Origin of the sequence: Paenibacillus rhizoplanae (genome assembly GCF_042684125.1) — a bacterium.
Taxonomy (GTDB): domain Bacteria; phylum Bacillota; class Bacilli; order Paenibacillales; family Paenibacillaceae; genus Paenibacillus_AQ; species Paenibacillus_AQ rhizoplanae.
The window spans coordinates 13,759-37,604 of record NZ_JBHUKY010000029.1 but is presented as its reverse complement, the minus strand read 5'-3'; the positions used below and the strand labels follow the sequence as shown (position 1 = coordinate 37,604).

The 23,846-nt window shown below is 53.4% G+C and carries 19 protein-coding genes; 5 read left to right on the top strand and 14 right to left on the bottom strand.

Annotation, left to right across the window (positions count from 1 at the left end; translation table 11 throughout):
* From ACFSX3_RS33315 to ACFSX3_RS17195, 7 genes are all read right to left on the bottom strand, one after another.
* On the bottom strand, nucleotides 1-1,994 hold a 1,994-nt coding region (locus ACFSX3_RS33315), incomplete at its 3' end, for a beta strand repeat-containing protein (protein WP_449290227.1).
* Between the two features lie 165 nt (nucleotides 1,995-2,159).
* Nucleotides 2,160-2,942 carry a collagen-like protein gene (locus ACFSX3_RS17220; protein ID WP_379313067.1) on the bottom strand — a complete coding sequence of 261 codons (783 nt, stop codon included), beginning with the start codon at nucleotides 2,940-2,942 and terminating at the stop codon, nucleotides 2,160-2,162.
* 116 nt (nucleotides 2,943-3,058) lie between these two features.
* Nucleotides 3,059-4,903 carry a glycosyltransferase gene (locus tag ACFSX3_RS17215; RefSeq protein ID WP_379255840.1) on the bottom strand — a complete coding sequence of 615 codons (1,845 nt, stop codon included), beginning with the start codon at nucleotides 4,901-4,903 and terminating at the stop codon, nucleotides 3,059-3,061.
* Between the two features lie 154 nt (nucleotides 4,904-5,057).
* A complete protein-coding gene (locus ACFSX3_RS17210; protein WP_209985024.1) occupies nucleotides 5,058-6,107 on the bottom strand; it encodes a sugar phosphate nucleotidyltransferase in 1,050 nt (349 codons plus the stop codon).
* Between the two features lie 19 nt (nucleotides 6,108-6,126).
* Complete coding sequence (locus ACFSX3_RS17205) at nucleotides 6,127-6,900, bottom strand: glycosyltransferase family 2 protein (RefSeq protein ID WP_209985026.1); 774 nt, start codon at nucleotides 6,898-6,900, stop codon at nucleotides 6,127-6,129.
* A gap of 42 nt (nucleotides 6,901-6,942) precedes the next feature.
* Nucleotides 6,943-8,190 carry a glycosyltransferase family 2 protein gene (locus ACFSX3_RS17200; RefSeq protein ID WP_209985029.1) on the bottom strand — a complete coding sequence of 416 codons (1,248 nt, stop codon included), beginning with the start codon at nucleotides 8,188-8,190 and terminating at the stop codon, nucleotides 6,943-6,945.
* Nucleotides 8,187-9,311, bottom strand: coding sequence for a glycosyltransferase (locus ACFSX3_RS17195; protein ID WP_209985032.1), 1,125 nt, complete (start codon nucleotides 9,309-9,311; stop codon nucleotides 8,187-8,189). The genes ACFSX3_RS17200 and ACFSX3_RS17195 overlap by 4 nt, the downstream gene beginning before the upstream one ends.
* Nucleotides 9,312-9,490: 179 nt before the next feature.
* Here ACFSX3_RS17195 and ACFSX3_RS17190 point away from each other — a divergent pair, with 179 nt between their 5' ends.
* The 3 genes from ACFSX3_RS17190 to ACFSX3_RS17180 all read left to right on the top strand — a co-directional run bounded on the left by ACFSX3_RS17190 (nucleotide 9,491) and on the right by ACFSX3_RS17180 (nucleotide 13,630).
* A complete protein-coding gene (locus tag ACFSX3_RS17190) occupies nucleotides 9,491-10,690 on the top strand; it encodes a glycosyltransferase (RefSeq protein ID WP_209985035.1) in 1,200 nt (399 codons plus the stop codon).
* A 157-nt stretch (nucleotides 10,691-10,847) separates the two neighbouring features.
* Nucleotides 10,848-12,995 (top strand): glycosyltransferase, encoded by a 2,148-nt coding sequence (locus ACFSX3_RS17185; protein WP_209985038.1) that lies wholly within the window; start codon nucleotides 10,848-10,850, stop codon nucleotides 12,993-12,995.
* A gap of 68 nt (nucleotides 12,996-13,063) precedes the next feature.
* Nucleotides 13,064-13,630: an acyltransferase gene (locus ACFSX3_RS17180; RefSeq protein WP_209985039.1), complete on the top strand. Its 567-nt coding sequence runs from the start codon at nucleotides 13,064-13,066 to the stop codon at nucleotides 13,628-13,630.
* A gap of 19 nt (nucleotides 13,631-13,649) precedes the next feature.
* Here ACFSX3_RS17180 and ACFSX3_RS17175 read toward each other — a convergent pair whose 3' ends face one another.
* Together ACFSX3_RS17175 and ACFSX3_RS17170 are read right to left on the bottom strand one after the other, a co-directional pair.
* Nucleotides 13,650-14,348, bottom strand: coding sequence for a hypothetical protein (locus ACFSX3_RS17175; protein WP_209985042.1), 699 nt, complete (start codon nucleotides 14,346-14,348; stop codon nucleotides 13,650-13,652).
* On the bottom strand, nucleotides 14,338-14,616 hold the full coding sequence (locus ACFSX3_RS17170) for a hypothetical protein (protein WP_209985045.1): 279 nt from the start codon (nucleotides 14,614-14,616) through the stop codon (nucleotides 14,338-14,340). The genes ACFSX3_RS17175 and ACFSX3_RS17170 overlap by 11 nt, the downstream gene beginning before the upstream one ends.
* A 209-nt stretch (nucleotides 14,617-14,825) precedes the next feature.
* Between ACFSX3_RS17170 and ACFSX3_RS17165 the strand changes: the two genes are divergently transcribed.
* Nucleotides 14,826-15,182, top strand: coding sequence for a hypothetical protein (locus ACFSX3_RS17165; protein ID WP_209879878.1), 357 nt, complete (start codon nucleotides 14,826-14,828; stop codon nucleotides 15,180-15,182).
* A 193-nt stretch (nucleotides 15,183-15,375) separates the two neighbouring features.
* On the opposite strand, the gene ACFSX3_RS17160 is transcribed toward ACFSX3_RS17165, so the two are convergent.
* The 5 genes from ACFSX3_RS17160 to rfbH all read right to left on the bottom strand — a co-directional run bounded on the left by ACFSX3_RS17160 (nucleotide 15,376) and on the right by rfbH (nucleotide 20,243).
* Nucleotides 15,376-15,774 (bottom strand): MerR family transcriptional regulator, encoded by a 399-nt coding sequence (locus ACFSX3_RS17160; protein WP_209985048.1) that lies wholly within the window; start codon nucleotides 15,772-15,774, stop codon nucleotides 15,376-15,378.
* Nucleotides 15,775-15,951: 177 nt separating this feature from the next.
* Nucleotides 15,952-17,049: a glycosyltransferase gene (locus ACFSX3_RS17155; protein ID WP_209985051.1), complete on the bottom strand. Its 1,098-nt coding sequence runs from the start codon at nucleotides 17,047-17,049 to the stop codon at nucleotides 15,952-15,954.
* A 10-nt stretch (nucleotides 17,050-17,059) separates the two neighbouring features.
* Nucleotides 17,060-18,145: a CDP-glucose 4,6-dehydratase gene (gene rfbG / locus ACFSX3_RS17150; protein ID WP_209985208.1), complete on the bottom strand. Its 1,086-nt coding sequence runs from the start codon at nucleotides 18,143-18,145 to the stop codon at nucleotides 17,060-17,062.
* Nucleotides 18,142-18,918, bottom strand: a complete 777-nt coding sequence (gene rfbF / locus ACFSX3_RS17145; RefSeq protein WP_209985054.1) for a glucose-1-phosphate cytidylyltransferase — start codon at nucleotides 18,916-18,918, stop codon at nucleotides 18,142-18,144. Before rfbF ends, rfbG begins: the two co-directional genes overlap by 4 nt.
* On the bottom strand, nucleotides 18,915-20,243 hold the full coding sequence (gene rfbH, locus ACFSX3_RS17140) for a lipopolysaccharide biosynthesis protein RfbH (protein ID WP_209985055.1): 1,329 nt from the start codon (nucleotides 20,241-20,243) through the stop codon (nucleotides 18,915-18,917). Before rfbH ends, rfbF begins: the two co-directional genes overlap by 4 nt.
* Before the next feature lie 525 nt (nucleotides 20,244-20,768).
* Between rfbH and ACFSX3_RS17135 the strand changes: the two genes are divergently transcribed.
* Nucleotides 20,769-23,816, top strand: a complete 3,048-nt coding sequence (locus ACFSX3_RS17135; RefSeq protein WP_379255827.1) for a hybrid sensor histidine kinase/response regulator — start codon at nucleotides 20,769-20,771, stop codon at nucleotides 23,814-23,816.
* Nucleotides 23,817-23,846 lie beyond the last annotated feature (30 nt).

The following is a 23,846-nucleotide window of genomic DNA, read 5'->3' as shown; positions in this document are numbered from 1 at the left end:
TCTCCCGTCAGCCCCGTCGCTCCGGTTTCTCCTGTGAGCCCTGTTACACCAGTCTCTCCTGTAAGCCCCGTCGCTCCAGTCTCTCCTGTAAGTCCCGTCGCACCAGTCTCTCCCGTGAGTCCCGTTGCTCCGGTCTCTCCCGTCAGCCCCGTCGCTCCCGTTTCTCCTGTAAGCCCCGTTGCTCCAGTCTCTCCTGTAAGACCTGTTGCTCCGCTCTCTCCTGTAAGCCCAGTTGCCCCAGTCTCTCCTGTGAGCCCTGTCGCTCCGGTCTCTCCTGTGAGCCCCGTCGCCCCCGTTTCTCCCGTGAGTCCCGTCGCACCAGTCTCTCCTGTGAGCCCTGTTGCACCAGTCTCTCCTGTAAGACCTGTCGCCCCCGTTTCTCCCGTAAGCCCCGTCGCTCCAGTCTCACCCGTAAGCCCTGTTGCTCCCGTCTCACCTGTAAGACCTGTCGCTCCCGTTTCTCCGGTCAGCCCTGTTGCTCCGGTCGCTCCGGTCTCTCCCGTCAGCCCCGTCGCACCAGTCTCTCCGGTCAGCCCCGTTGCCCCAGTCTCTCCCGTCAGCCCCGTCGCTCCAGTCTCTCCCGTCAGCCCCGTCGCTCCGGTCTCACCAGTCAGCCCTGTTGCACCAGTCTCTCCCGTCAGCCCCGTTTCTCCGGTGAGCCCTGTTGCACCAGTCTCTCCCGTCAGCCCTGTCGCTCCAGTCTCTCCCGTCAGCCCCGTCGCCCCGGTCTCTCCCGTCAGCCCCGTCGCTCCAGTCTCTCCTGTAAGCCCCGTCGCTCCGGTCTCACCAGTCAGCCCCGTTGCTCCAGTCTCTCCCGTCAGCCCCGTCGCTCCAGTCTCACCAGTCAGCCCTGTTGCTCCAGTCTCTCCTGTAAGCCCCGTCGCTCCAGTCTCTCCGGTAAGCCCCGTCGCTCCCGTTTCTCCTGTAAGACCCGTCGCTCCCGTCTCTCCCGTGAGTCCAGTCGCTCCGGTCTCTCCAGTAAGACCTGTTGCTCCGCTCTCTCCTGTAAGACCCGTCGCCCCAGTCTCACCCGTGAGCCCAGTCGCCCCAGTCTCTCCTGTGAGCCCTGTTGCTCCGGTCTCTCCTGTGAGACCCGTTGCTCCCGTCTCTCCAGTCAGCCCCGTCGCTCCAGTCTCACCAGTCAGCCCTGTTGCTCCAGTCTCTCCCGTCAGCCCCGTCGCTCCAGTCTCACCAGTCAGCCCTGTTGCTCCAGTCTCTCCCGTCAGCCCCGTTGCCCCGGTCTCTCCTGTGAGTCCCGTCGCCCCGGTCTCTCCCGTGAGCCCCGTCGCACCAGTCTCTCCTGTAAGTCCCGTCGCACCAGTCTCTCCCGTAAGACCCGTCGCTCCAGTCTCACCAGTCAGCCCTGTTGCTCCCGTCTCACCTGTCAGCCCTGTTGCTCCGGTCTCTCCTGTGAGACCCGTTGCTCCCGTCTCTCCAGTCTCACCAGTCAGCCCTGTCGCTCCGGTCTCTCCTGTGAGACCCGTTGCTCCGCTCTCTCCTGTAAGACCCGTCGCCCCAGTCTCACCCGTGAGCCCCGTCGCTCCCGTCTCTCCAGTAAGACCTGTTGCTCCGGTCTCTCCTGTGAGACCCGTTGCTCCCGTCTCTCCTGTAAGCCCCGTTGCTCCGGTCTCTCCCGTCAGCCCCGTTGCTCCGCTCTCTCCTGTAAGACCTGTCGCCCCAGTCTCACCCGTGAGCCCCGTCGCCCCACTCTCTCCCGTGAGTCCCGTCGCACCAGTCTCTCCTGTAAGACCCGTCGCTCCCGTCTCTCCAGTAAGTCCTGTCGCTCCAGTCGCTCCCGTAAGACCTGTCGCCCCAGTCTCTCCCGTAAGCCCCGTTGCTCCGCTCTCTCCCGTGAGCCCTGTCAGACCGGTTCTACCTGTGAATCCTGTCGCTCCAACGTTACCTCTTGTACCTTGGCTTCCGCTCGCACCTCTAAGCCCGGTTGTGCCTGTTGGTCCGGTTGGTCCTGTTACTCCGGTTGGTCCTGTACCCATTAGTTGTCAACTCCTTGCTGTCATGGATTTCCAATGATTTCAAAAAAAATATTCTTAACCTTATTTCTAATTCCCAATAATAGTAAGAAACGGGTACACACCCTTAGATAAGGATGGTATCCGTTTCAGATTTCATTTTACTTGAGAGGAAAGTACATTCCGCAATTAGATTATGGCCATAATAGTCACAGAAGCAGCTACAAAGCCATCTGGAGAATTAATAATATCCGTTGATATTCTTGTACCAGCTTCAATGAGTACTACCTGCATGTTTTTACCTCCGTCTAAAGCATCTATAATTACCACCATAGTCACCGGAGTGACAGGTCTGGGGCTTCCTGGAACTTCAGCTCCTGAATAAACTATATGAAAAGGATCAACAGAACCATCTATTGATATTCCAATACCCGGCGACACACTAGATGTATATTGAACAGAGGCTTGAACGGAGACATGATACATATGCCCTCCAGGCAATACAAAAGTATCGCCGCCCTGCAACCCAATTGACTCTGCAGGATCAGTTACCAGCGCATTAAAAAATCCAATAGGGGTATTGGGGGTACTTGCAACAGAGTAACCATTAACTACATATGTTCCAAAAATAGAAGTGATTGAACCGGTAAGCCCGGTCATCCCCGTTTGTCCTGTTACTCCAGTTAAACCGGTTAATCCCGTAACTCCAGTAAAACCGGTTGATCCGGTTAATCCCGTGTTCCCTGCTCCTGTTGCTCCGGTCATTCCCGTGTTCCCTGCTCCCGTTGCTCCAGTCATTCCCGTGTTCCCTGCTCCTGTTGCTCCGGTCATTCCCGTGTTCCCTGCTCCCGTTGCTCCGGTCATTCCCGTGTTCCCTGCTCCTGTTGCTCCGGTCATCCCGGTTACTCCCGTGTTCCCTGCTCCTGTTGCTCCAGTCATTCCCGTGTTCCCTGCTCCTGTTGCTCCGGTCATTCCCGTGTTCCCTGCTCCTGTTGCTCCGGTCATTCCCGTGTTCCCTGCTCCTGTTGCTCCGGTCATCCCGGTTATTCCCGTACTTCCATCGCTACCTTTTGAACCCGGGCCTCCATTTATTCCACTCTTACCTGCTGGACCTGTAGTCCCTGTTGGTCCTGTTGGTCCTGTAAATCCAGTTGCCATAATCTGTAATCCCCTTTCGATATTATTAATTTTATTTTCCTAGTATTGCTCCGGCGGATATCCTCAGGTATTGCTATAAGCTCTCCAATGATCGGATTACAGCCAAGAACAGCCTCCCGTACCGCAAGACGATTCCTCTCTACCTCCCAGTGTTCCTGTTCTACTTCACCAGCCTGCAAGCATAGATTAAGAGAGAACATGGAATACGGACTGGCTTGTGAAGTCTTCATTGCAGATAGTGCTTCCCTGTCCTCTTCCCTCACTTCTTCGTAGGGATTCAGCCATAGTACGTGGGGGGAGGTAAGGACCCCTTCCAATCTTCCCCATAACTGTGACTGTTCTTCATCAGAGGGGAGAGGAAGGACATGTGCACTCAGTACACTGGCAAGCTTATCAGCGTCTGCGCCTATTCCACCGTCGAGCACGATCCATTGATCGGCGAACGGCTGCCACTTGGCCGCCCATTCCCGCAGAGCAGAGAACGGACCATCTCCCTTGCAGAGCATTACGATTACTGACCAGGCATTAGCAGGAGTCGTATTACAACGAAGGGAATTTTTCCGATGAGAAGGTACAGAGAAGCTGCGCACACCCGAAGGAACCTCTTCCACCGCTTGCAGCTCATCTTCCAGATGAGCTAGCTTCTCCGCCGCTTCCTTGAATGAGGGGAAATACTCCAGCGCTCTGCGGTACCAAACTCTGGATTCACCAGACATACCCCTTAGCTCATAACAGTTCCCGATATAATAACAGGGGTAAAAGGTTCCCGCACCCTTGAGAACCATATAATGAAGAGCATTCTCTCCAAGCGTCAGACAATGCTCGAAAGCGGAGATCGCAGCCTCTACCTGGTCGGTATGCATAAGAATGCAGCCCTTATACAGATGCAGGTCCACATAATCCGGGTAGAGACTGATGGCCTTGTCAATGCCGGGCCAGCCTTCCCTGAAGCTGCCCATCGCCAACAGACAGCCATACTTGAGCTTGTAAAAAAGCGATGGCGGCAATCTTCTCTGCCCCAGCGAAGCAGCAATGGCCTGATTAACCTGCTCGAAGGCAAGTGCATACTTCCCCACCCGCTGATACTCACTTGCTATATGGTAAAGACTCCACGGATCGGGGTTCGGATTGTCTGTTACAGCTTCCTGCAGCAGCTTCAAATTGCGTTCATGTTTCGATTTAAGAGTAGTCACGGATTGGAGATATCCATAATGAAATAGCCGGACCGGAAGCTGGAACGGAGTGCTGGTATCCTCCCGGGTATAGGTGTCGGGCCAGCTCAATTGTTCATGAATGCCTCCAGTGAAATGAAACCCCTCCCCGTTACGGAACAAGCGGCACTGAGCCAGCCGGTAAGCTTCATCCGCCTGAGGCCTGAACGGACCATTGAAATGGATCGTTTCCACAGAGGCCAGCTTGTGTTCCTGAAGAGTGCTCACCATTCGAAGCTTCAGCGCATCATTCACAGCGAGCTCTTCGTCAGCATCCATCCATAGTATCCATTCCCCTGTTGCATGAATAAGGCTATAATTGCGGGCTTCCCCGAAGCTCTCCTTCCAGGGAAATTGAAGAATGGTTGCGCCAAAGCTGCGGGCAATGTCCATCGTCCTGTCACGGGAGCCCGTATCCACAATAATGATCTCATCTACCCCTGCGCGTACGCTTGACAGACAGCGTGCAATCCAGGGCTCTTCATCCTTGACGATCATGCACAGGGAGATTAGTGGGACGGTCGCCCTCGCTGTGTTCTGCCATAACGGACTGCCTCCTTCCATAATGGATTTACCGGACTATGCGGACGAATCCGGTCAGGTGATTATACACATTGATTGACATCACCTCTTAACCTTATGACGGTTTCTGCCCGCATAGAACATTGTCGGATAAAGTCGGACAATCTAAATATGAAATCCTTGGGCGTTACCGGCATCAATCGCCGGGAATGTATTCCTTCCGTTTTTCCTGGTCCGATGCTGGAAGCAAATGCTTCAGATGATCTGCAGCATCTTTACGGGCAACCAGAATGCCCCCGGGACCTGCCGCTACGATCACATCATCCAGCCCGACAAGGATGACCGGAATATCCAGCTCGTTGACAATCTGGCAATTCAAGGAATCCGCACTGATGTGGCCCCATCCCAGAACCGAGGAGGCCAATTCTTCAGAGAGCGTGTTCCAGGTTCCCAAGTCCTTCCATCCGTCGTGATAGGGCACACAGATCAGACGGTTGTTGCCTTCCAACACCTCTACATCGAAGCTGCTCTTGGGAAGGCGGTGGTATTGCCTCTGCAGCTCTGCATAATCCCTGGGGAAGCCTGCTGCTTCCAGCCGGTTGAGCTGATCGCATAACCGGAAAGCGAAGATGCCGCAATTCCACATCGCCCGCTGCTCTAGCAGTGCCTCTGCCGCCTGCCTGTCTGGCTTCTCCACGAAGCAATCAACCTGCACATAGGCCGGATTTTCCAGCTTCCCTGGTGTAGCAGCGGTGGGAAGAGCCGGAACAATATACCCGTATTTTCCTGACGGACCATCCGGATTTGCTCCAAGCAAGGCGACTTCCGCACCGGATTGCCGGAGTGCCTGATCCAGCTCTGTCAACTTGAAGAAGAAATCGTCGTTGACGTAAGCATCCACGGGCAGCACAATTACCGTCTCCTCAGGGGAAATCTTCTCCACCGAGTAGAGATAGGCCGAAGCGAGGCTCACTGCAGGAAAGGTATCTCTGCGCCGTGGTTCAATGATGACCTTCGGAGCCGTTCGGAGCTGCTTGCGGATTAGCGTCTCTTGTCCGCTTGACGTTGCAATATAGACTTCATGACCGAGTCCCGCAGCCGATAACTGCCGCCAGATCCGCTGAAGCATGGACTCTCGTCCGCCTCCCGGAGCAGGCAGCACCTGAAGGAACTGCTTGCTCCGGATACTGCTGGAGAGCGGCCATAGCCTTGTGCCGGAACCGCCGGATAGAAGCACCAGCTTCATGGTTCATTCCTCCCTTCCTTTACTGGAAGTCGTCTGCAGTAAGATTGACTGCATTGAACTGCTCTTCGGTATCGCAAAAGGTCAGTTTTCCGTTCTTTGTACGAGTATCCAGATATTGAGGGACTCCCGCTTTTCTCAAGCCGTCGCTCATGATGACATATTCGTAGCGGTCGGTGCCATCGTCATACCGAACATGCTCCAGAATTTCACGACGCATCAGATAGGTGCAATGAATGACGTCAACCTGTACCAGACCTTTCACGGTCTGATATAAGTAATTGAAATACATGTCGTTGCTCTTGAAGTAACCATCTTCGTGCACCATATTATGATAGTTGGAATACAGACTGAGCGGAGCCTCAGCCACAGCAAGCAGCGGCCCGACAACTGGAAGATTCGTAGATAGCAGGCTCTCCAGCGTATCTGAAGCAATGAAATTGTCGCAATCTGCAACAAAATAATGGGTATCTCTCGATTTAGCCCATTCGATCGACTCTTGACGTACTCTGCCAATCACCCTTAGGCGGACAAAATTCCATTCATGCGGAGCATAATTCTGTACAGGTTCTTCCACATCGCTGGTATCGAAATGAACCTCATGGTATCTTTCGCCCACCCGCTCTACCCATTCTCTAAGAATCTCTTCAGTCCGGTCATTATTGTTGTTGGTCCGAATATACAGATTGATCCTTGAAGCCGGATAGGTCTGCCGCTCTATAAGTTCCAGATAGAGCGGCAGCACATGTGCCTTGTCCTTAGCTAATATAGCAACCGTTACCAGATCGTGTTCCATGATATCCCTCCAGTTAATAATGTTCTTTGCCGCCTTATATTTCTATTGCCTGGACGCAGCAGTCTCACGAGCTCCGGCTGTTAACCGGGTGCTGATGGTAGCACGGCTGACTATTCCGAAGAATGGACTCTGCCTTGGCTGTTCAATATCCTCAGGATAGAGCTTGCTGCTATCCTGTCTGATCATATAGCGGGCACCTTCCGCACAGCGGAGGGATACCACTTGATATTGGTGGAACAAGGACAGCTTAAGCCCAATGAATCTCCGGCGCTCATCCGCACTCAGCACATCACCTTCCTGAAGCCAGAGAATGTAATGTTCCGTTGTCATATGGATGACCCATTCCCGTAACTTTCGCATATCCACTTCCCCTTTCACGGTGTAGATCTGCCGTGTATAAGGGGCAGCGGTTTGCGCAATGCGTTCATTGCCGGAAGGGTCCACGACAATTATTTGTTCCGTTACCTCTGCAAACGAAGCGAGCGTCTCTTCCAGTGCAGCTTCATTGCCAGATGCAATAATTCCTGCGCATACGCGCACTGGCGGAGTATAGATCAAGCTGTGGATATCCGCGCCCCATTTCTGAAATGCCTTCTGTTTGTTCCGTTCCAGAAGTGTCTTGAGATCAAAGGAAGGGGTCTGCCCCATGCTGGCATGACCGATATGGTGGATGAATGAATCCAAGGCAATCAACAGCTTGTAGCCATACTGAATCGCCCTCAGGCACAGATCGTCATCCTCGTAATTCCCCAGGCCGTATCGTTCATCGAACCAGCCGATCTCATCCAGAACACTGCGCTTGACCAACAGACAGAAGCCGATCAGGCGGCGGACTTCCTGCACCTGACCACGCTTCGTTTCACAGTACTCTGCCGCGAATGTCTCCATGTCCTTAAGTTCACTGTAAGTCACCGGGATACGCTGATGTCCGCTGATATAATTCGTAACAGGTCCTGACATGCCGACCCTGCTGTCACTGTTCAGGGCATGAAGCATGGGAGCCAACCACCCCGGAGGAACAACAGTATCATTATTGATGAACAGTATCGCTTCGCCTTCCGACACCTCTACCCCTTGATTGCACCCTTTGGCAAACCCCAGGTTCTTCTTGTTCTCGATCAGCTTCAGTTCAGGATAGTGAGTCTTCAGGAATAGCACGGTCTCGTCACTTGAGCCATTGTCAACAATGATGATCTCGTGCTCTTCAGGTGTATTTCGCTTGATGCTCTCCAGACATTGAACCGTTAAAGTTAACTGATTAAGGGTGAGAATGATAATGCTCGTCTTCACTGGACCAACTCCTTTTGTTCTTCAGGTGCAGGGCAATTAAACTCGACATGATTGTCTCCGAGCAGGTTCGTATAATAATCGCGGTTGTATATCGCACTGGGATTAGCCGGATAGTGTGCGAAAGAAACTTCATTGCAGTAGTCGGCGTACCGGTGGTCCCCAAGCTTATCGTAGCAGACACAGAGCTGCAGATTCGGGAGCCATGTACCGGCGGAATAAGCCTCTGTTCCCGGTTCACTGACCTTAGGGAGGGACACCGCAATCTTGAACCAGTACACCGCCTGTTCGTATTGCTGTAATTCCATGAAGTAAAAACCTATCTTACAGCAGGTTTCCGGACGCGGGAGATCATAGTCGAAGGTGCGGCACATGGACAGCAGCTGCTCCTGCTTCTGTCCCAGCGCCGCATGACTGTCCGACAACCTCAGGCAGGCCTGAATATTATCCTCTACCCAGCCTTCGCCGTCTGACAAGAAGCGCTCATAGTTCTCCACCGCCTCAGGATAGAAACCATGATCGTATAACTCATTAGAGTAGTAGATCCGGTCTCTGGCGGTAAAAGGTCTGCCCTCGGCTATCATTTTGCGGAAGATATCAAGGTTACGCTGTGTGTATTCCTTGTCTTTCTTATGCGTAACGCATACATCGCTCTCAAGCACCGGGGGTGTGACCTCTATATATTCATGAACAGCTCCTATCCACCTGAACCCGCAATCACGTCTAATTAGACGGTTACGCCTGAAGCTGTAGAGCGACTTCCCATGCTCATCCGTTATGAGAATATAAGACATGGATACTGCATGATATTCGGAAGTCATCGTGGCTTTCAGAGCCTTGAACCGCTCCCTGTCAATCTCCTCAATGACATCATCTGCATCCAGCCACAGTATATATTCACTGGTCGCTTGAGCGAATGCATGATTGCGGGCGGCTGCGAAATCATCGATCCATTCAAAATCATAGATATTTGCGCCATACTCGGCTGCAATCTCTTTGGTACGGTCTGTTGAGCCGGTGTCCACGATGACGAGTTCATCCATAAGATCCGCGATGGATGACAGGCATCGCCCCAGGCTATTCTCTTCATTGCGTACAATCATACACAAGCTGATCGTCGGCAAGTCTTCTCCTCCTTATTGCAGATTCTGAATATCCGGACTTACCGGATTTCTCGTATATATATATGCCGGTCATGCCGGATCATTCGGCCAGATTTGCCCGCATGAATTCCATTCCGGTTCATAAGCTAGTACAGACACCCCTGCAAAGGATCTTGTGACCAAGATTGAAGGAGGAGCATATGCATACGATCCCCCCCTCGCTATACTATCGTTTTTACCGTTATGGCCGCGGCTGCAGGATTGCCTCAGACGGTGTGTTATCGTTGCCAGAGCAGACGGCAATCGGCACTGGCGTAATGGTGCGGGAGGGCTACCGGTGGGAGATTTCCTCTCCCTCCAAGGACGGCTCACCCCGCATCTTAATCGGAGACCGCTGTGAATGCAGCCGGTTCCTGACGATCATCGCATCGGGCAAGGTGGAACTGAAGGCGGATGCAATCACAGGTCCGCATGTGTATATTAATGACGCCAGGCAAGATTGGGAGAAGGGAGGTAATCCTTCTGACACGTTAATAATCGGTGAAGGCTCATGGATCGGAGCACACTCCTCTATTCTGGGCCCTGTGAAGATTGGCAAAGGCTGTGTAGTCGGTGCCGGCAGCGTAGTTCTTCGGGATGTGCCGGATTACTGTGTCGTTGCCGGCAACCCTGCTGAATTTCGCCGCATCTATGAGCCGTCCAGCGGAGAGTGGATCAGGGTAGATAGCGAGGCGGAGGCCCGAAGGGTATTGGAACGCAGAAGCAGGGAACCTCTGCTATCCATTTGCATACCCGGACGGAATCAGGCTGTAGAGCTAAAACGCTGTCTGGAGTCGATTTATGCACAGATGGATGATGATGGATTAATCGAGGTCTGCGTCCTGGACGATGCTTCGTCCGAGGAGACCGCAGAGGTGGGGCACCACTATGGACAACTGCACCGCAGCTTCCGGTATCACCGCGACCCAGATCTTGCAGCAGGAGGCTCTGTTGTTGCAAGTCAAGCTGCTGATAGGGGGCGCGGGAAATTCATTATGCTGCATGAGCCGGGAGACTCCTTCATGCCTAACACTCTTCTTCCATTTCTGAACGTGCTGCATACTCATCCTGAGTGTGCGATCATCCTGATTCAGCCCACACTCATCCGCAGCAATCCACAGACCGAACGGCTGGAGGGACTATCCGAATTTTTCAGACTTACAGCGTCATCTTCCTCCCCTCCTCTCCCTGTTGTTCTGAACCGAAAGGATTGGGAGCGTACTGCCGATTCTGTACAAGCCACAAATTTTCTGGACCCATGGGTATCCCGGCAACATGCATTATTGCAATTGAATCCGCAGTTCTGCCTGTGCCGGTATACCATGACCGAAGCCGGGCGGCACATCGGATCAGCTCCGTAATTATGGCTATTGCCAAAAAAAATGATCTTTGACCATTCACCGAATATATATAGACTATGAACAGGCAGAGATCTTAAGGCGTAAACTTCGGGTCCATGAAGTCCGGTAAATGACAGGGATGCCTGGTACTGAGGACAAAGGAGAGGATGTCAGCGACATGGATGAACGTAAAATTTGTTTTATCATGTGTGTGAATAATGAGGAATTAGCGGAACGCAGCCAAAAAAATCTTAAGCAATTACTCAAACCGGATGGATTCACCGTAGATCTGCAAATCGTCAGGAATGCCTCCGGCCTGGCAGCGGGGTACGATCAGGCCATGCGCCAGTCAGATGCCAAGTATAAGGTGTATATTCATCAGGATGTCCATATCCTAAATCCCCAATTTCTTGAAGACATCGTCCGGCTGTTCTCCCGTTATCCGTCACTCGGCATGTTAGGAACCGTTGGCGCTAAGACGCTTCCGTCTTCCGGTATATGGCAGGACGCATCACAGAAGTTCGGTAAAGTGATTGATAGCCATACAGGCGCACTTCAGCCTCTTGAATTGATGCAGCCAGTGGACGAATATGAAACGGTGGAGACGCTCAGCGGACTGCTGATGGCAACACAGTACGACCTTCCCTGGCGCAAGGATTTGTTCACCGGTTGGCACTTCTATGACGCTTCACACAGTCAGGAATTCATCAGCAGCGGCTATGAAGTAGGGGTTCCCAAGCAGCCTCTGCCCTGGTGTCTGCATAACTGCGGTATCCCGGACCGAACCCCTGCTATTGAGAAGGCCCGGCACATTTTCCTTGAATATTACGGCTACGGCAAACACCATGGCCAGCACCGGTTCCACCGGCTCGGCAGCGGATGCAGCATTCATCCATCCTGCGAATTGTCGGGTACGGTCGGAATTGCTCTGGGCAATGAAGTCAAGCTGCAGGCAGATTGCTGTCTTACGCTCCCTTACAATAATATTGTCAGCGAACCGCGCATCCAGATTGGTGCCGGAAGCGAGATCGGACGCCGGTGCAGCCTGTCGGCAGTCAACCGGTTAGTTATTGGCGCCCAGGTCGCCATATCAACTAATGTGCATATATCCGATCACAATCCTGCTTATGAGAATATTCATCTGCCCGTCATGAAGCAGGGGGTGAGCTCCTGGAGTCATACTGTGACCATCGGCTCCGGAAGCTGGATTGGAGCGAACACCATCATTGCCGGTCAGGTATCCATCGGTAAGGGCTGTGTCATAGGCGCGGGGTCAGTCGTTGTATCCGGCACGGTAATTCCTGACTACTGTGTAGCTGCGGGTACACCTGCCAGAGTAATCAAGCAATTTGATCCCGACTCCCGGAAGTGGCTGAAGACTAATGGATCGCCCAGCGAGGAAGCTGAGCGTCACGCTATAGAGACTGTTTCGCAACCGTTTATAAGTATTTGTATCCCTGCCTATAACTGCGAACAAGAGCTCGATCTTTGCCTGAAGAGTATTTACAGCCAGAATGCCAGACAGGAGGATTTCGAAGTCATTGTATCGGATGATGGCTCCACAGATCACACGGAAGAACTGGTGCGGAAGTATCAGGCCCGTTATCCCAACCTTCACTACTACCGCAATGAACTTAGTGAAGGAACTGACCGCAATACCCTGAAATGTGCAGGCTATGCCAAGGGTGAATTCATCAAGCTTCACGGCGGCGATGATTACTGGCTCCCCGGTTCGCTCGAAGCCTTGTATAACCTGATCGAACAGAACCGGGACTGCAGCCTGTTCTTCCTTGATATCCTTAGTAACACAGGAATGATGAACCGGGGATCAGGAATCAGCAAGTATGTTGAACAGGTCTCGATCTACAGTACATTTCTGTCGGGAATCATTATGCGCCGGAAGGAATTTGAACAGATTGCCGCGCCTGGGCGGTTCATCGATTCGAATCTTATCCAGGTCTATCTGGAGCTCTCTATTCTAGAGATTACTCCGGATTATTGTGTGTATCACCGTAAGCTACTGACCAGCAGCGACAAGATTGCAGGAGGTTACAGCTTCGCACAGACATTCATTCAATCATACCTGGGAATTCTTCATTATTTCCTGGACAACGGATTAGATGCAGCCGTATTGGCAGCCGAGAAGAAGCAAATCTCCCATACCTTCTTGCTCTGGTGGTACAACTACATGTTGGAGAAGAATCTTCAGCAGCTGCAGCCCGAAGATTTCCCGCAGATTTTTGTTGCAGCCTACCAGGATGAATCCTATTATCCAGAGCTGCATGAACGGCTGCACAAAATTCAGGTCAAGCATCTAAATATATGAGGCAATATAGCCGCCGGGCAGGCCGCAGCAGCAGGCTTGTCCGGTCCATGACAAGGAGGCATCAGAGTATGGAAGGTATCAGCCCGGAATTTCAACAACGCTTCAGCACTTTCGGACCCGGAAGTCTGATCGTGCTGAAGACCGATATCAACTGTCCGGAGAAAGTCGCTATCGGCCGCAATGTGCTTATTCAGGAGAATAGCTGGTTCACGGTAGTTCACCCCGGTAAGGAAGAACCGCCAGCCATTTCGATCGGAGACGGCTGCAGCTGCAGCCGCAATCTGATCATTACCGCTGCGAACAGTGTGACTCTGGAAGATAATGTTATCGTCGGGCCAGATGTCTATATTGCAGACACTAACCATCAGTACCGCCAGATCGGCATTCCCATCCGCGACCAGTGGATCACCACTGCCAGCCATCAGGTCAGGATCGGTGCAGGCAGCGAGCTTGGTGCCCACTGCGTCGTTGTGGGTAACGTAACGATTGGCAAGGGCTGCCGGGTCACACCTAACAGTGTGGTAACCCGGGATTTGCCGGATTACTGCATCGCGGCGGGCAATCCCGCCAGAGTGGTGAATGCCTATGATCCCGAAGCAGGAGTATGGCAGCTGCCTGGCGAGGGCAGATGTTGATCGTAGAATAAGAAGTATATTACAGGGAGTACTTCAGGTTGGACGAGATTCTGATCCCTTGATAGTCAACGGACGGCTGGCTATTCATAGATTGCATACTCTTCGGCTGCTGCCGTTCCACCGACTTCTTTGGCTGTTGCCGTTCCGCCGTCTTCTTCGGCTGCTGCCTCTCCGACGCTTTCTTCGGCTGCTGCCACTCCGCCGCCTTCTTCGGCTGCTGCCACTCCGCTGCCTTCTTCGGCTGCTGCGGCTCCACTACCCTCTTCGGCTGCTGCGGCTGAATAGCAGGCTTCAGCTGTTGCCGCTGCTGCCGCTTGCGTTCGCTGGCTGCGCGCACTCCTACTGTCCGTCCTCGCTTCTTGTGGGACGTCCGCTTGCGCGTGGCCTGCGCGGAGCGCCGCTGGATGAACCGGACGGACTTACCCGTATTATAGAGATACTTGCCCCCGGATACATAGGCATCTGCAGGACGGATGGTCTGCTTGATAACGGTGGATACCTGCTCCCGATGCTCCGGTTCTTGCCTCTCAGCCTCCCGGCCTGTGGACTGAGCTCGTTCAAGCAGCCGTTCTGTCTCGCGCATGAACAGCGCCAGCTCGTCATCCGCATTGACCGAGAGCCGCAGACAAGCCTGCTTCAGCTGCTCCATCTGTCCCATTGTTTTATGAATCGCCTCTACCAATAGCTCATCCTCCGATTTCCGGGCTTCAGCCTTCATACCCGTTCACCTCTCGCACCAGCCGTCTGCTGGTTTCCAGTGTCCGGCAGATCATGGCCTGATGCTGGGCCAGGGCCGTGATGATTCTGGCCACCGCCGCCTGCAGGGCGTCAAGCCCCCCCATCTCTGGTTCTTCTTCCCAGCTGTATTCATCATCATACATATATTCCAGCTTGCGGATTTCAACCGCGATCAGAGCCGAGACCGCTTCTTCCTCCAGCGCCGCAGCCAGAATAATCGCTTTGATCAACCGTTCCCGCTGTAGCATCGCTTCATCCCCCCCGCTGCCTGCTTTGATTTAGTTACTGTTATATATATGTGCTTTTGACTTGTCCCTATCACCATTTGTCCCAGGTATATCGGATTTGGCGGATTTCAGAGAATAACAGGAATAGGACAATCTGTGCCTGAAGTATACATAGCTATGACTAGATAATTAAGCGCAAAGCAACCTTTCACGTTTTGGAGGAGATCTGCATGTCAATGCCCCACATCCCCAATATAACTCCCGATATCTCGCTTACGCGGGAGGAAAGCATCTCTCTCCTGCTCACCTCTATTGCGATCAACGAGATGTCTTTGTCTCACATTATTAATGCAGAAGCGGAAGCGATGCAGGCCTTCGTGCTTTCTAATCCCGGAAACATGAATTTCCTCAACATGATCCAGTTGAATAACACAACCGCCAGACTGCTCGAAGAGATTACCAAGGGCCAGTGGCTTAGTCTTAGTAAGATGGACCGGATTCTGCGTTTGCTGAGTGACTCTGGTGCCTTATCCGCACGATTGCTGGAAGAAGAACTAACTACTGAAATTGAGGAAGATGAGGAATAACAGGCAACTGCCATTCTTCAGCCAGACGGACATAACAACATATTGAGGGTGGCGGCACAGCCGGGAGGAACTTGGTGCTATGTACAGGGCAATGTCCTGTTCGCTGCTTGCTGAAACCCTCTGTCTAGGCATATAAGTTGCAACTGGTACCTTCCGCGTAAAAATGGACAAGCCCAAATCATATAAACTCCGCCTACTGCAACTTCAAGTGATTCAGATGATCCGCTATCCGGAGCAGCTCATTGGCCAGTGAAGAAAGGGAAGCCACAAGCTGCTGCTGTCTGTCCTGCTCCGGGGCCTCGGTCATACGGTTTTCCGTTCGCTCTGGTACGGGAAGCTCTTGTTCACTTTTGCTGTACATCGGGAAGCCCTCCTCGATCAGCAGGCGTACAATGGTGCTTAGATGATAGCGTTCCATACGCAGCTCACTGATTCTTTTTAACAGTTTCAGAGTTTCATAGGGATAGAGCACCTGATCTCCTTGCCGGGTCCCCGGTACGAAGTAAGAGAAATATTCCAGCCATCTCTTCACAGTAGTCGGAGGCAATTTCGATAAATTAATGATTTCCAGTTGGGTGTAATGGCGTACCATAACATCGCTCCTCTATTTTAGGTGGACTTATTTACTTTAATGGTATTCATGTGCCTCGTAATAAATGTGTAAAAATACCTATTTCTCTAATTATCGTCCCGCAAAATAAATAGACAGGCCCGTTCCGGAGAACGTTGCCTGTCTATTAAGCTGCCCTGGAAGCGGCAGATTACCTGCTTAAGAAACTTTAAATAATTCGCTGAAGGATTCACCTAGGAGTTCTTTATAATATTTCCGGTTATGCAGCATACTTGGATGTGTAGGATAATAGAATAGAGCTGACTCATTATGATAATTAGCCTTGAGGTACTGACCCATCCGGTCGTAGCATACGCATAATTGCAGATGCGGCACCCAAGTGGTAGAGGTCATATCCTGTAGTCCCAGAGTAGATCTTCGCGGCAGCGAAATCGCCTGTTCGAACCAGTAGATCGCCCGCTGGAACTCTCCGGCTTCCACGAATTCACTTCCCAGACGGCAGCAGAATTCCGAACGGGGAATATCATAATTCAGGGTACGGTACAGCGCGTTCATCTTTCCGGCCTTATTGTTAAGATTCCCATGGCATTCCGCCATTTTCAGGCAGGCCTGATAGTTATCCTCCACCCAGCCCTGGCCGGTCTGCAGGAATTTCTCGTAATATTCCAGCGCTTCTTCGTGAATGGCATGATCCCGGAGCTCATTGGCGAAATAGTAGAGATCGCGCGGCGAGAACTCCTCGCCACTGGCCTGGCGTCCACGGTAGATGCGCAGGTTGCGGTCCGTATGGACCTTATCCTTCTTGTGAGTAATGCAGACATCGCTGTCAAAAGTATTGCCGGCAACCGCCAGATACTCATGCACCGGCCCGACCCACTGAAAGCCGCAGTCCCGGCGGACCAGCCGGTTACGTCTAAGGCTTGAGGTCACTTTGCCTTCACTGTCGAAGGCCAGATTGTAGGGCATGGTCACAGACTGGTACTGCGGCGACAATGTCTCCTTCAGCTTCTTGAAGCGCACCCGGTCGATTTCCTCAATGGTATCGTCCGCATCCAGCCAGAGAATATACTCCTTCGTCGCCTTGCTGAAGGCTTCGTTACGGGCCGCCGCGAAATTGTCAATCCATTCAAAATCATAGATCACTGCCCCATACTCCGCAGCAATCTCTTTGGTCCGGTCCGTGGAGCCGGTATCGACAATAACGATTTCGTCCGCAATATCCTTCACGCAATCCAGGCAACGGCCCAAGCCGTTCTCTTCATTGCGCACAATCATACATAGACTGATAGTAATCATTAGTGCCCTCCTATAGGTTCTGTGTCATGTATTCGCGAATCTGCTGCTCGCTGATGTTCCGCATATCCTGCCCTGCATCCAGCGCTCTGTGCCAATCCACTGTCTTCTGCAGAGCCTGCTCCACACTCCAGCGGGAGCGCCAGCCCAGCAGGCGGCGGGCCCTGGTGCTGTCAAGCTGCAGTTCGCCCGCCTCATGCAGCCCGGAGATACCGGCGATATCAATGCCTGCTCCCTCTCCCCAGAGTGCTGCGAGCCGGACGGCCACCTTCTCGACACTGTGGACGCTCTGCTCCTCCGGGCCGAAATTCCAGGCGGCGGCATACTCCGCCCCCTCCTGCACCAGCTTCTCGGCCAGCAGCAGATAGCCGCTAAGCGGCTCCAGCACATGCTGCCAAGGCCGCGTCGCCGCCGGGCTGCGCAGCAGCGGCCTTAAGCCAGCGGCGAATGACCGCAGGCAGTCCGGCACCAGCCGGTCCTGGGAATCATCGCCGCCTCCGACAACATTGCCAGCCCTGGCGGTAGCGACAGCAACACCATGCTCGGCATAGCGAGCCGGATGGAAATAGCTGTTGCGGTAAGCCTGCGTCACCAGCTCGGAACAGGCCTTGCTGGAAGAATAAGGATCGTAACCGCCCAGCGGATCCGTCTCCCGGTAGCCCCAGATCCATTCGCGGTTGTCATAGCATTTATCTGTCGTAACGTTAACGACAGCTCTGACCGGGGTTCCTGAATCTACCGCACTTGCGACTGCCTCCAGCAGGTTCACCGTTCCCATCACATTCACCTCGAAAGTATCGGCAGGGAACTGGTAAGAGGTACGAACCAGCGGCTGGGCAGCCAGATGGAAGATTACCTCCGGGGCCGCTTCCCGCAGCGCCGCATCCAGGCGCTGCCGGTTCCGCACATCCCCCCAGACCGTATGGACCTCCGGCGCAGCCCCAATCAGCGGGAAGAGCTTATGCTCATCCCGGTCCCAAGCATAGCCGCTCACGCTTGCGCCCAGCATCGTCAGCCAGCGGGTGAGCCAGCTTCCCTTGAAGCCGGTATGTCCGGTCACGAAGACACGCCGCCCCTTCCAGAATTCCGCCGTGGTCATTTCGTTCTTATCCACGGGAGCCCTCCCTCCCGCCACAGCTCCTCCAAGTAACGCTTATCACGGAGTGTATCCATCGGCTGCCAGAAGCCATAGTGCTTGTAAGCCCTCAGCTCATCCCGCGCGGCCAGCTCCCGGAGCGGCTCTTGCTCCCAGACAGTGCTGTCGCCCCCGATCAGGGAGAATACCTCAGGCTGAAGGACGAAGAAGCCGCCATTCACCCAGCCCTCATCGCCTTTGGGCTTCTCCACGAAGCCGGTTACCCTGACATCCTCCTTAATATCCAGCGCTCCGAAACGGCCTATCGGCTGTACAGCCGTAACCGTCGCTAATTTTCCGTGGGACCGGTGGAAGTCCAGCAACTCCGGTACATTGACATCCGCAATACCGTCTCCATAAGTCAGCATGAACGGCTCATTGCCGGTGTATTTGTGGACTTGCCGGATTCTTCCGCCAGTCATCGCCTCTCTGCCTGTATCCGCGAGTGTTACCTTCCAGTTCCGTAGCTGGCGGTTATGGCGGGTCATCTGATTGCCGTTGCCGAAATCGAACGAGACATCGGAGCTCTGCAGGTAGAAATCGGCAAAATATTTCTTGATGACATGGCCCAAATACCCCAAACAAATGACAAAATCATCGAAGCCATACGAGGCATAATGCTCCATTATATGCACCAGCAGCGGCTTATCGCCGATCTCAATCATCGGCTTGGGCTTCACATCGGTCTCTTCACTGATACGGGTCCCGTAGCCTCCGGCCAGAATGACTACCTTCATCTTCTTACCTCCTTACCTTTCAGCAAGCCCAGCAACACCTCGGCAGTATAATCCAGCATCTCCGTAGTAAGTCCCGGATAGATTCCTACCCAGAACGTATCGTTCATGATCCTGTCCGTCTGAATGAGCGGCGCGGCCATCCGGTGTGCCACACCGGAGTACGCAGGCTGCTTGAGCAGGTTACCGGCGAACAAGAGCCGGGTACCGATACGCGCTTCCTCCAACTTGCGCACGATTTCATTGCGTGAGAGGGGAGCATCCTCCCTCACAGTCAGTGGAAAGCCGAACCAGCTCGGATCACTGCGCGGCGTCGCTTGCGGAAGAATAAGCCATTCCTCCGCCGGCTTCAGCGCAGTCTTCAGATAGTCAAAGTTACGTCTGCGCGCAGCATGGAACCCTTCCAGCTTCTCCAGCTGGGAGACCCCAATGGCCGCCTGCATATCGGTAGCCTTCAGATTATAGCCGATGTGGCTATACGTATATTTGTGGTCGTATCCGGCAGGCAGCTCGCCCTTGGTCCAGTCAAACCGCTTGCCGCAGGTATTGTCGGTTCCCGGCTGGCACCAGCAGTCCCTGCCCCAGTCACGGAGTGATTCAACAATTTTCTTCAAGCGGGCACCCGAAGTCAGCACTGCTCCACCCTCACCCATGGTCATATGGTGGGCAGGAAAGAAGCTGACGGTTGCCAAATCCCCGAAGGAACCGGCCGGCCTACCTTCATACATGGACCCGACAGCATCGCAGGTATCCTCAATCAGCCACAATCCATGCCGGTCCGTAAATGCCTTAACGCTGGCCAGATCGAAGGGATTGCCGAGTGTATGTGCCAGCATGACCGCTCTGGTACGCGGACTCAGTGCCTCATCAAGCTGTGCCGTATTTATATTGTAGGTAGGCAGCTCCACATCCACGAATACCGGAATCAGACCATGCTGAATCAACGGATTGACCGTGGTCGGGAAGCCTGCGGCTACGGTAATTACCTCATCGCCCGGCCGCAGCCGCCGTTCACCGAGCAGCGGCGAGGTAAGTGCTGCGACGGCAAGCAGATTCGCACTAGAGCCGGAATTGACCAATAGTGTATGCTTTTTCCCCATGATTTGGGAGAAACGACTTTCGAACTCAGCGGTATACCTGCCTGCGGTTAAATGGAAATCCAGGGAAGCGTCAACTAGATTAATTAACTCCTCCCCGTCGAATACCTTACCGCTGACAGGTACATAATCCCGGCCTGCCACGAATGACCGGCCCGGCCAACGGCTGCCGTAGAACTGGCCCGTCAATTCAAGTATTTGCTCGCGCAAGGTTGAAGCTTCAGTAGGCAATGCCTCTCCTCCTTTACAAGGGTGACTTGTTTAGTTTTATGGATTTATTGGACTCGGTACATCATCTATATGCAATGGGAACGAAAAATACGTTTCAAAAAATAATGGAATTTAAATTCCATTTTTGTTCAGTTCTTGTCTATGAGGGTTCTCTATAATGGGCTTGACTTGACACGAAACCTTTATGGAGGGATGCATACATGGGAAGACTCAGAGCCGCCAACGAAAGAAAATGCACGAAAGAGGACTGTAACAGACGGCATTATGCGAAAGGGTTATGCAAGCAGCATTATTGGCCGGCTTGGAAAGCAGGACAAAAGAACGAGACGGAATCTGAGCCCCGGCGCCAGAATCTTTCGTGAATCTTTCGCATAGACCTCTGTTAATTGTTCAATAATATATTTAATTTTTATGCAGGTGCTTCCTCTCCTCTGTCGAAATCTTTAATTTATGATGAATAAAAATTCCAGATATTACTTAAAACATCTGACCTTAGTGGTTATATATATCTCTCTGCTGCTAGGTATGCAAAGGGTATGGCAGCAGATTTTTGCATTGCCGGAGCAGCCCAGTGCGGATGCAGGCGTGCTTGATCTACGCGGCTGGACCTTCAAGCATGCCCACTCGCTTGTCCTTGACGGGACATGGGACTTCTACCCGAACCGTCTGGTCAGCGAAAGTGATATCCGCTCCGGCACCGCCGGAGACGCTGTCCCAGTAAAGGTACCCGGCAACTGGAAGGGAGCGATGTCCGGTTCTCCCCTAGGCTATGGTACCTATGCCCTGCGTATTCTGGTCGATCAGCCGCTGGATGAGCCTTACACCTTCTGGGTCCAGCAGATCCAGGCGTCTTCAAAGATCGAGATTAACGGCTGCACCCTTCAGGCTATGGGTCAACCCGCAGCAACTAAGGAATTATACCGTCCTATGGCCGTTCCCTATTATGTTCACTATCTTCCGCCGGAAGGAACGAAGAACCTGCTCGTCCTGATCCAGACTGCCAATTATGAGCATGGGGAGAAGGCGGGCATCTCCTATTCCATCCGTTTCGGCGCCCAGTCCTCGATTCAGAAGGAACGCTGGTACTCTACCTCGTTTCAGCTGGCAACCATCATCATCCTTCTTCTCCATGCGCTATACGTCTGCATTCTGTACCTGTTTGACAAAGAACAACCGGCCCTCCTGTTATTTGCGCTTATGCTGATCATTCTGGCCGTCTCCATCTCAGCGGATAATGACGTCCTGCTGTTCATTGTGCTGCCGCTCAACTACACCTGGGGAATCAAGGTCAAGCTGCTGTCTTATGTATGGATGGTTTTTTTCATGCTGCTGCTGACCTACAAATTCTACAGCGCACAGGCTGTCGGCCGGGGCTTTAAGGTGTATAGCTTGCTTCTTCTTCTCTATACCCTGTGCCTATGCATACTTCCGATTCATATCGTTCTGTCCAATGCTACTATTTATTTCAGCCTTCTGTATATGCTCCCCCCCTGCTGGATGTTTGTGCTGTTCGGAATTATGGTCTATAAGCAAAAAAAGGATGTCGGATTCCTCACCTTCATCGGCTCCTCCATTGTATCGGGGGTAATCTGGGGAACAACAGTGAATAGTTACCGGAAGAATCTGCCCTTCTACTCTGTAGATATTCTGGCTGCGATCGTCGGATTCTCCGCTTATGCCCTGAAGCAATATACCCGGCGCTCCAATGAGAACAGGCTGCTCTACGAACAGCTGTTGCAGGCGGACAAGCAGAAGGACCGGTTCCTGATCAATACCTCGCATGAGCTGCGGACTCCGCTGCACGGCATGATGAGCATTGCCCAGTCGGAATACGACAAGAAGCGGGCAGCCTCTCCGGAAGAAGACGCGGGAGATCTGGAATTGCTGGTGCGGATCGGGCGGCAAATGTCCCAGCTGCTGGATGATCTGCTGGATCTCACTTTGCTCCGGGAGAACCGGATGGTCCTTCATCCTGCACCGCTGTCCGTCCATACAATCGCCGCCGGAGTGGTGGACATGCTCCGCTACTTAACAGACGGTAAGAACCTGACGCTTCATGTAAGCGTATCCGCTTCACTGCCGCGCGTGTGGGCCGATGAGAAGCGGCTGATTCAAATCCTCTTCAACTTGATACATAATGCAGTAAAATGGACAGAGAACGGCGGCATTCTTGTGACTGCCGAAGAAGCGGACGGGCAGCTGCTGGTTAGCGTGGCCGACACGGGTGCGGGGATGGAGGAAGAAGCCCTCGCGCGCATCTTTCTCCCCTATGAACAGGCAGGCGGACAGGACCGGGGGGGCCTGGGTCTGGGGCTCGGCATAACCCGGCAGCTGGTGGAGCTGCACGGGGGCAGCCTGACCGTGGAGTCCAGCCTTGGGGAAGGCTCAGTCTTCCGCTTCACCCTGCCGCTGGCGCACGAATCCTTCTTCATAGATGAGCGGTTCGGCAGGGTAGAAGCAGTGGAAGCACCGGATGCCGCGAACACCGGACGGAGTATCCGTCTGCGCCATAAGGACGATGAGCCGTTCCTGGCGGGGGTGCCGCCGCCCCCGTCCGGCTTGGGTACAGATGAAGCTGTCCTAAGGATATTGGCCGTTGACGATGATCCTGTTAATCTCCGGGTGCTCTCGACTATTTTGCATGAAGATATCTATCAGCTGACCTCTGTGTTAAGCGGGCAGGAAGCCCTGATGCGGCTGGAGGAGGAATCCTGGGATCTGCTCATTACCGATGTGATGATGCCCGGGATGTCCGGCTATGAGCTGACCCGCCGGGTAAGGGAGCGGTATCCGGTGTCAGAGCTGCCGGTGCTGCTGCTGACGGCGCGGGCTATGCGCGAGGAGATCTACTACGGATTTCAGCAGGGGGCTAATGATTATGTGACCAAGCCGGTAGACAGCCTGGAACTCAAATACCGGGTTACCGGACTGGCACGGCTGAAGCAGACCATCGACCACAGCCTGCGGCTGGAGGTGGCTTACCTTCAGGCGCAGATCCGCCCACACTTCCTGTTCAACGCCCTGAATTCCATCGCCACGCTCAGTACCATCGATATCTGCCAGATGCAGCAGCTCATTGAGGCCTTCTCCTCCTATCTGCGCTCAAGCTTCGACCTGATGAATACCGGCAGACTGGTTCATTTGAAGCAGGAGCTATCGTTAGTAGAAGCCTACTTATACATCGAGCAGGTGCGGTTCGGCGAACGGCTGGAGGTCAAATGGCAGCGGAATTATACCGGACTGCTGCGGGTTCCCCCGCTGATTCTGCAGCCGCTGGTAGAGAATGCCGTCCGTCACGGGCTGCTCAGTCTTATAGAGGGAGGCACGCTGACTATCCGCATTGAAAAGGAGGGGGAGCAGGTCCGGCTTACGGTGCAGGACAATGGCAAAGGCATGGAGCAGGGGCAAATTGAACGCCTGCTGATGAAGCACAAGGACAAGAACTCCGGTATCGGGATATGGAACACGAACCGGAGGCTGATTGAACGTTACGGGCAAGGCTTGTTCATTCAGAGCCGCCCCGGCTTTGGAACCACCGTCTCCTTTATGATTCCTCTCCGGCCTATGGAGTGAATCCATCCTCCATCTGCTATATCCTGTACA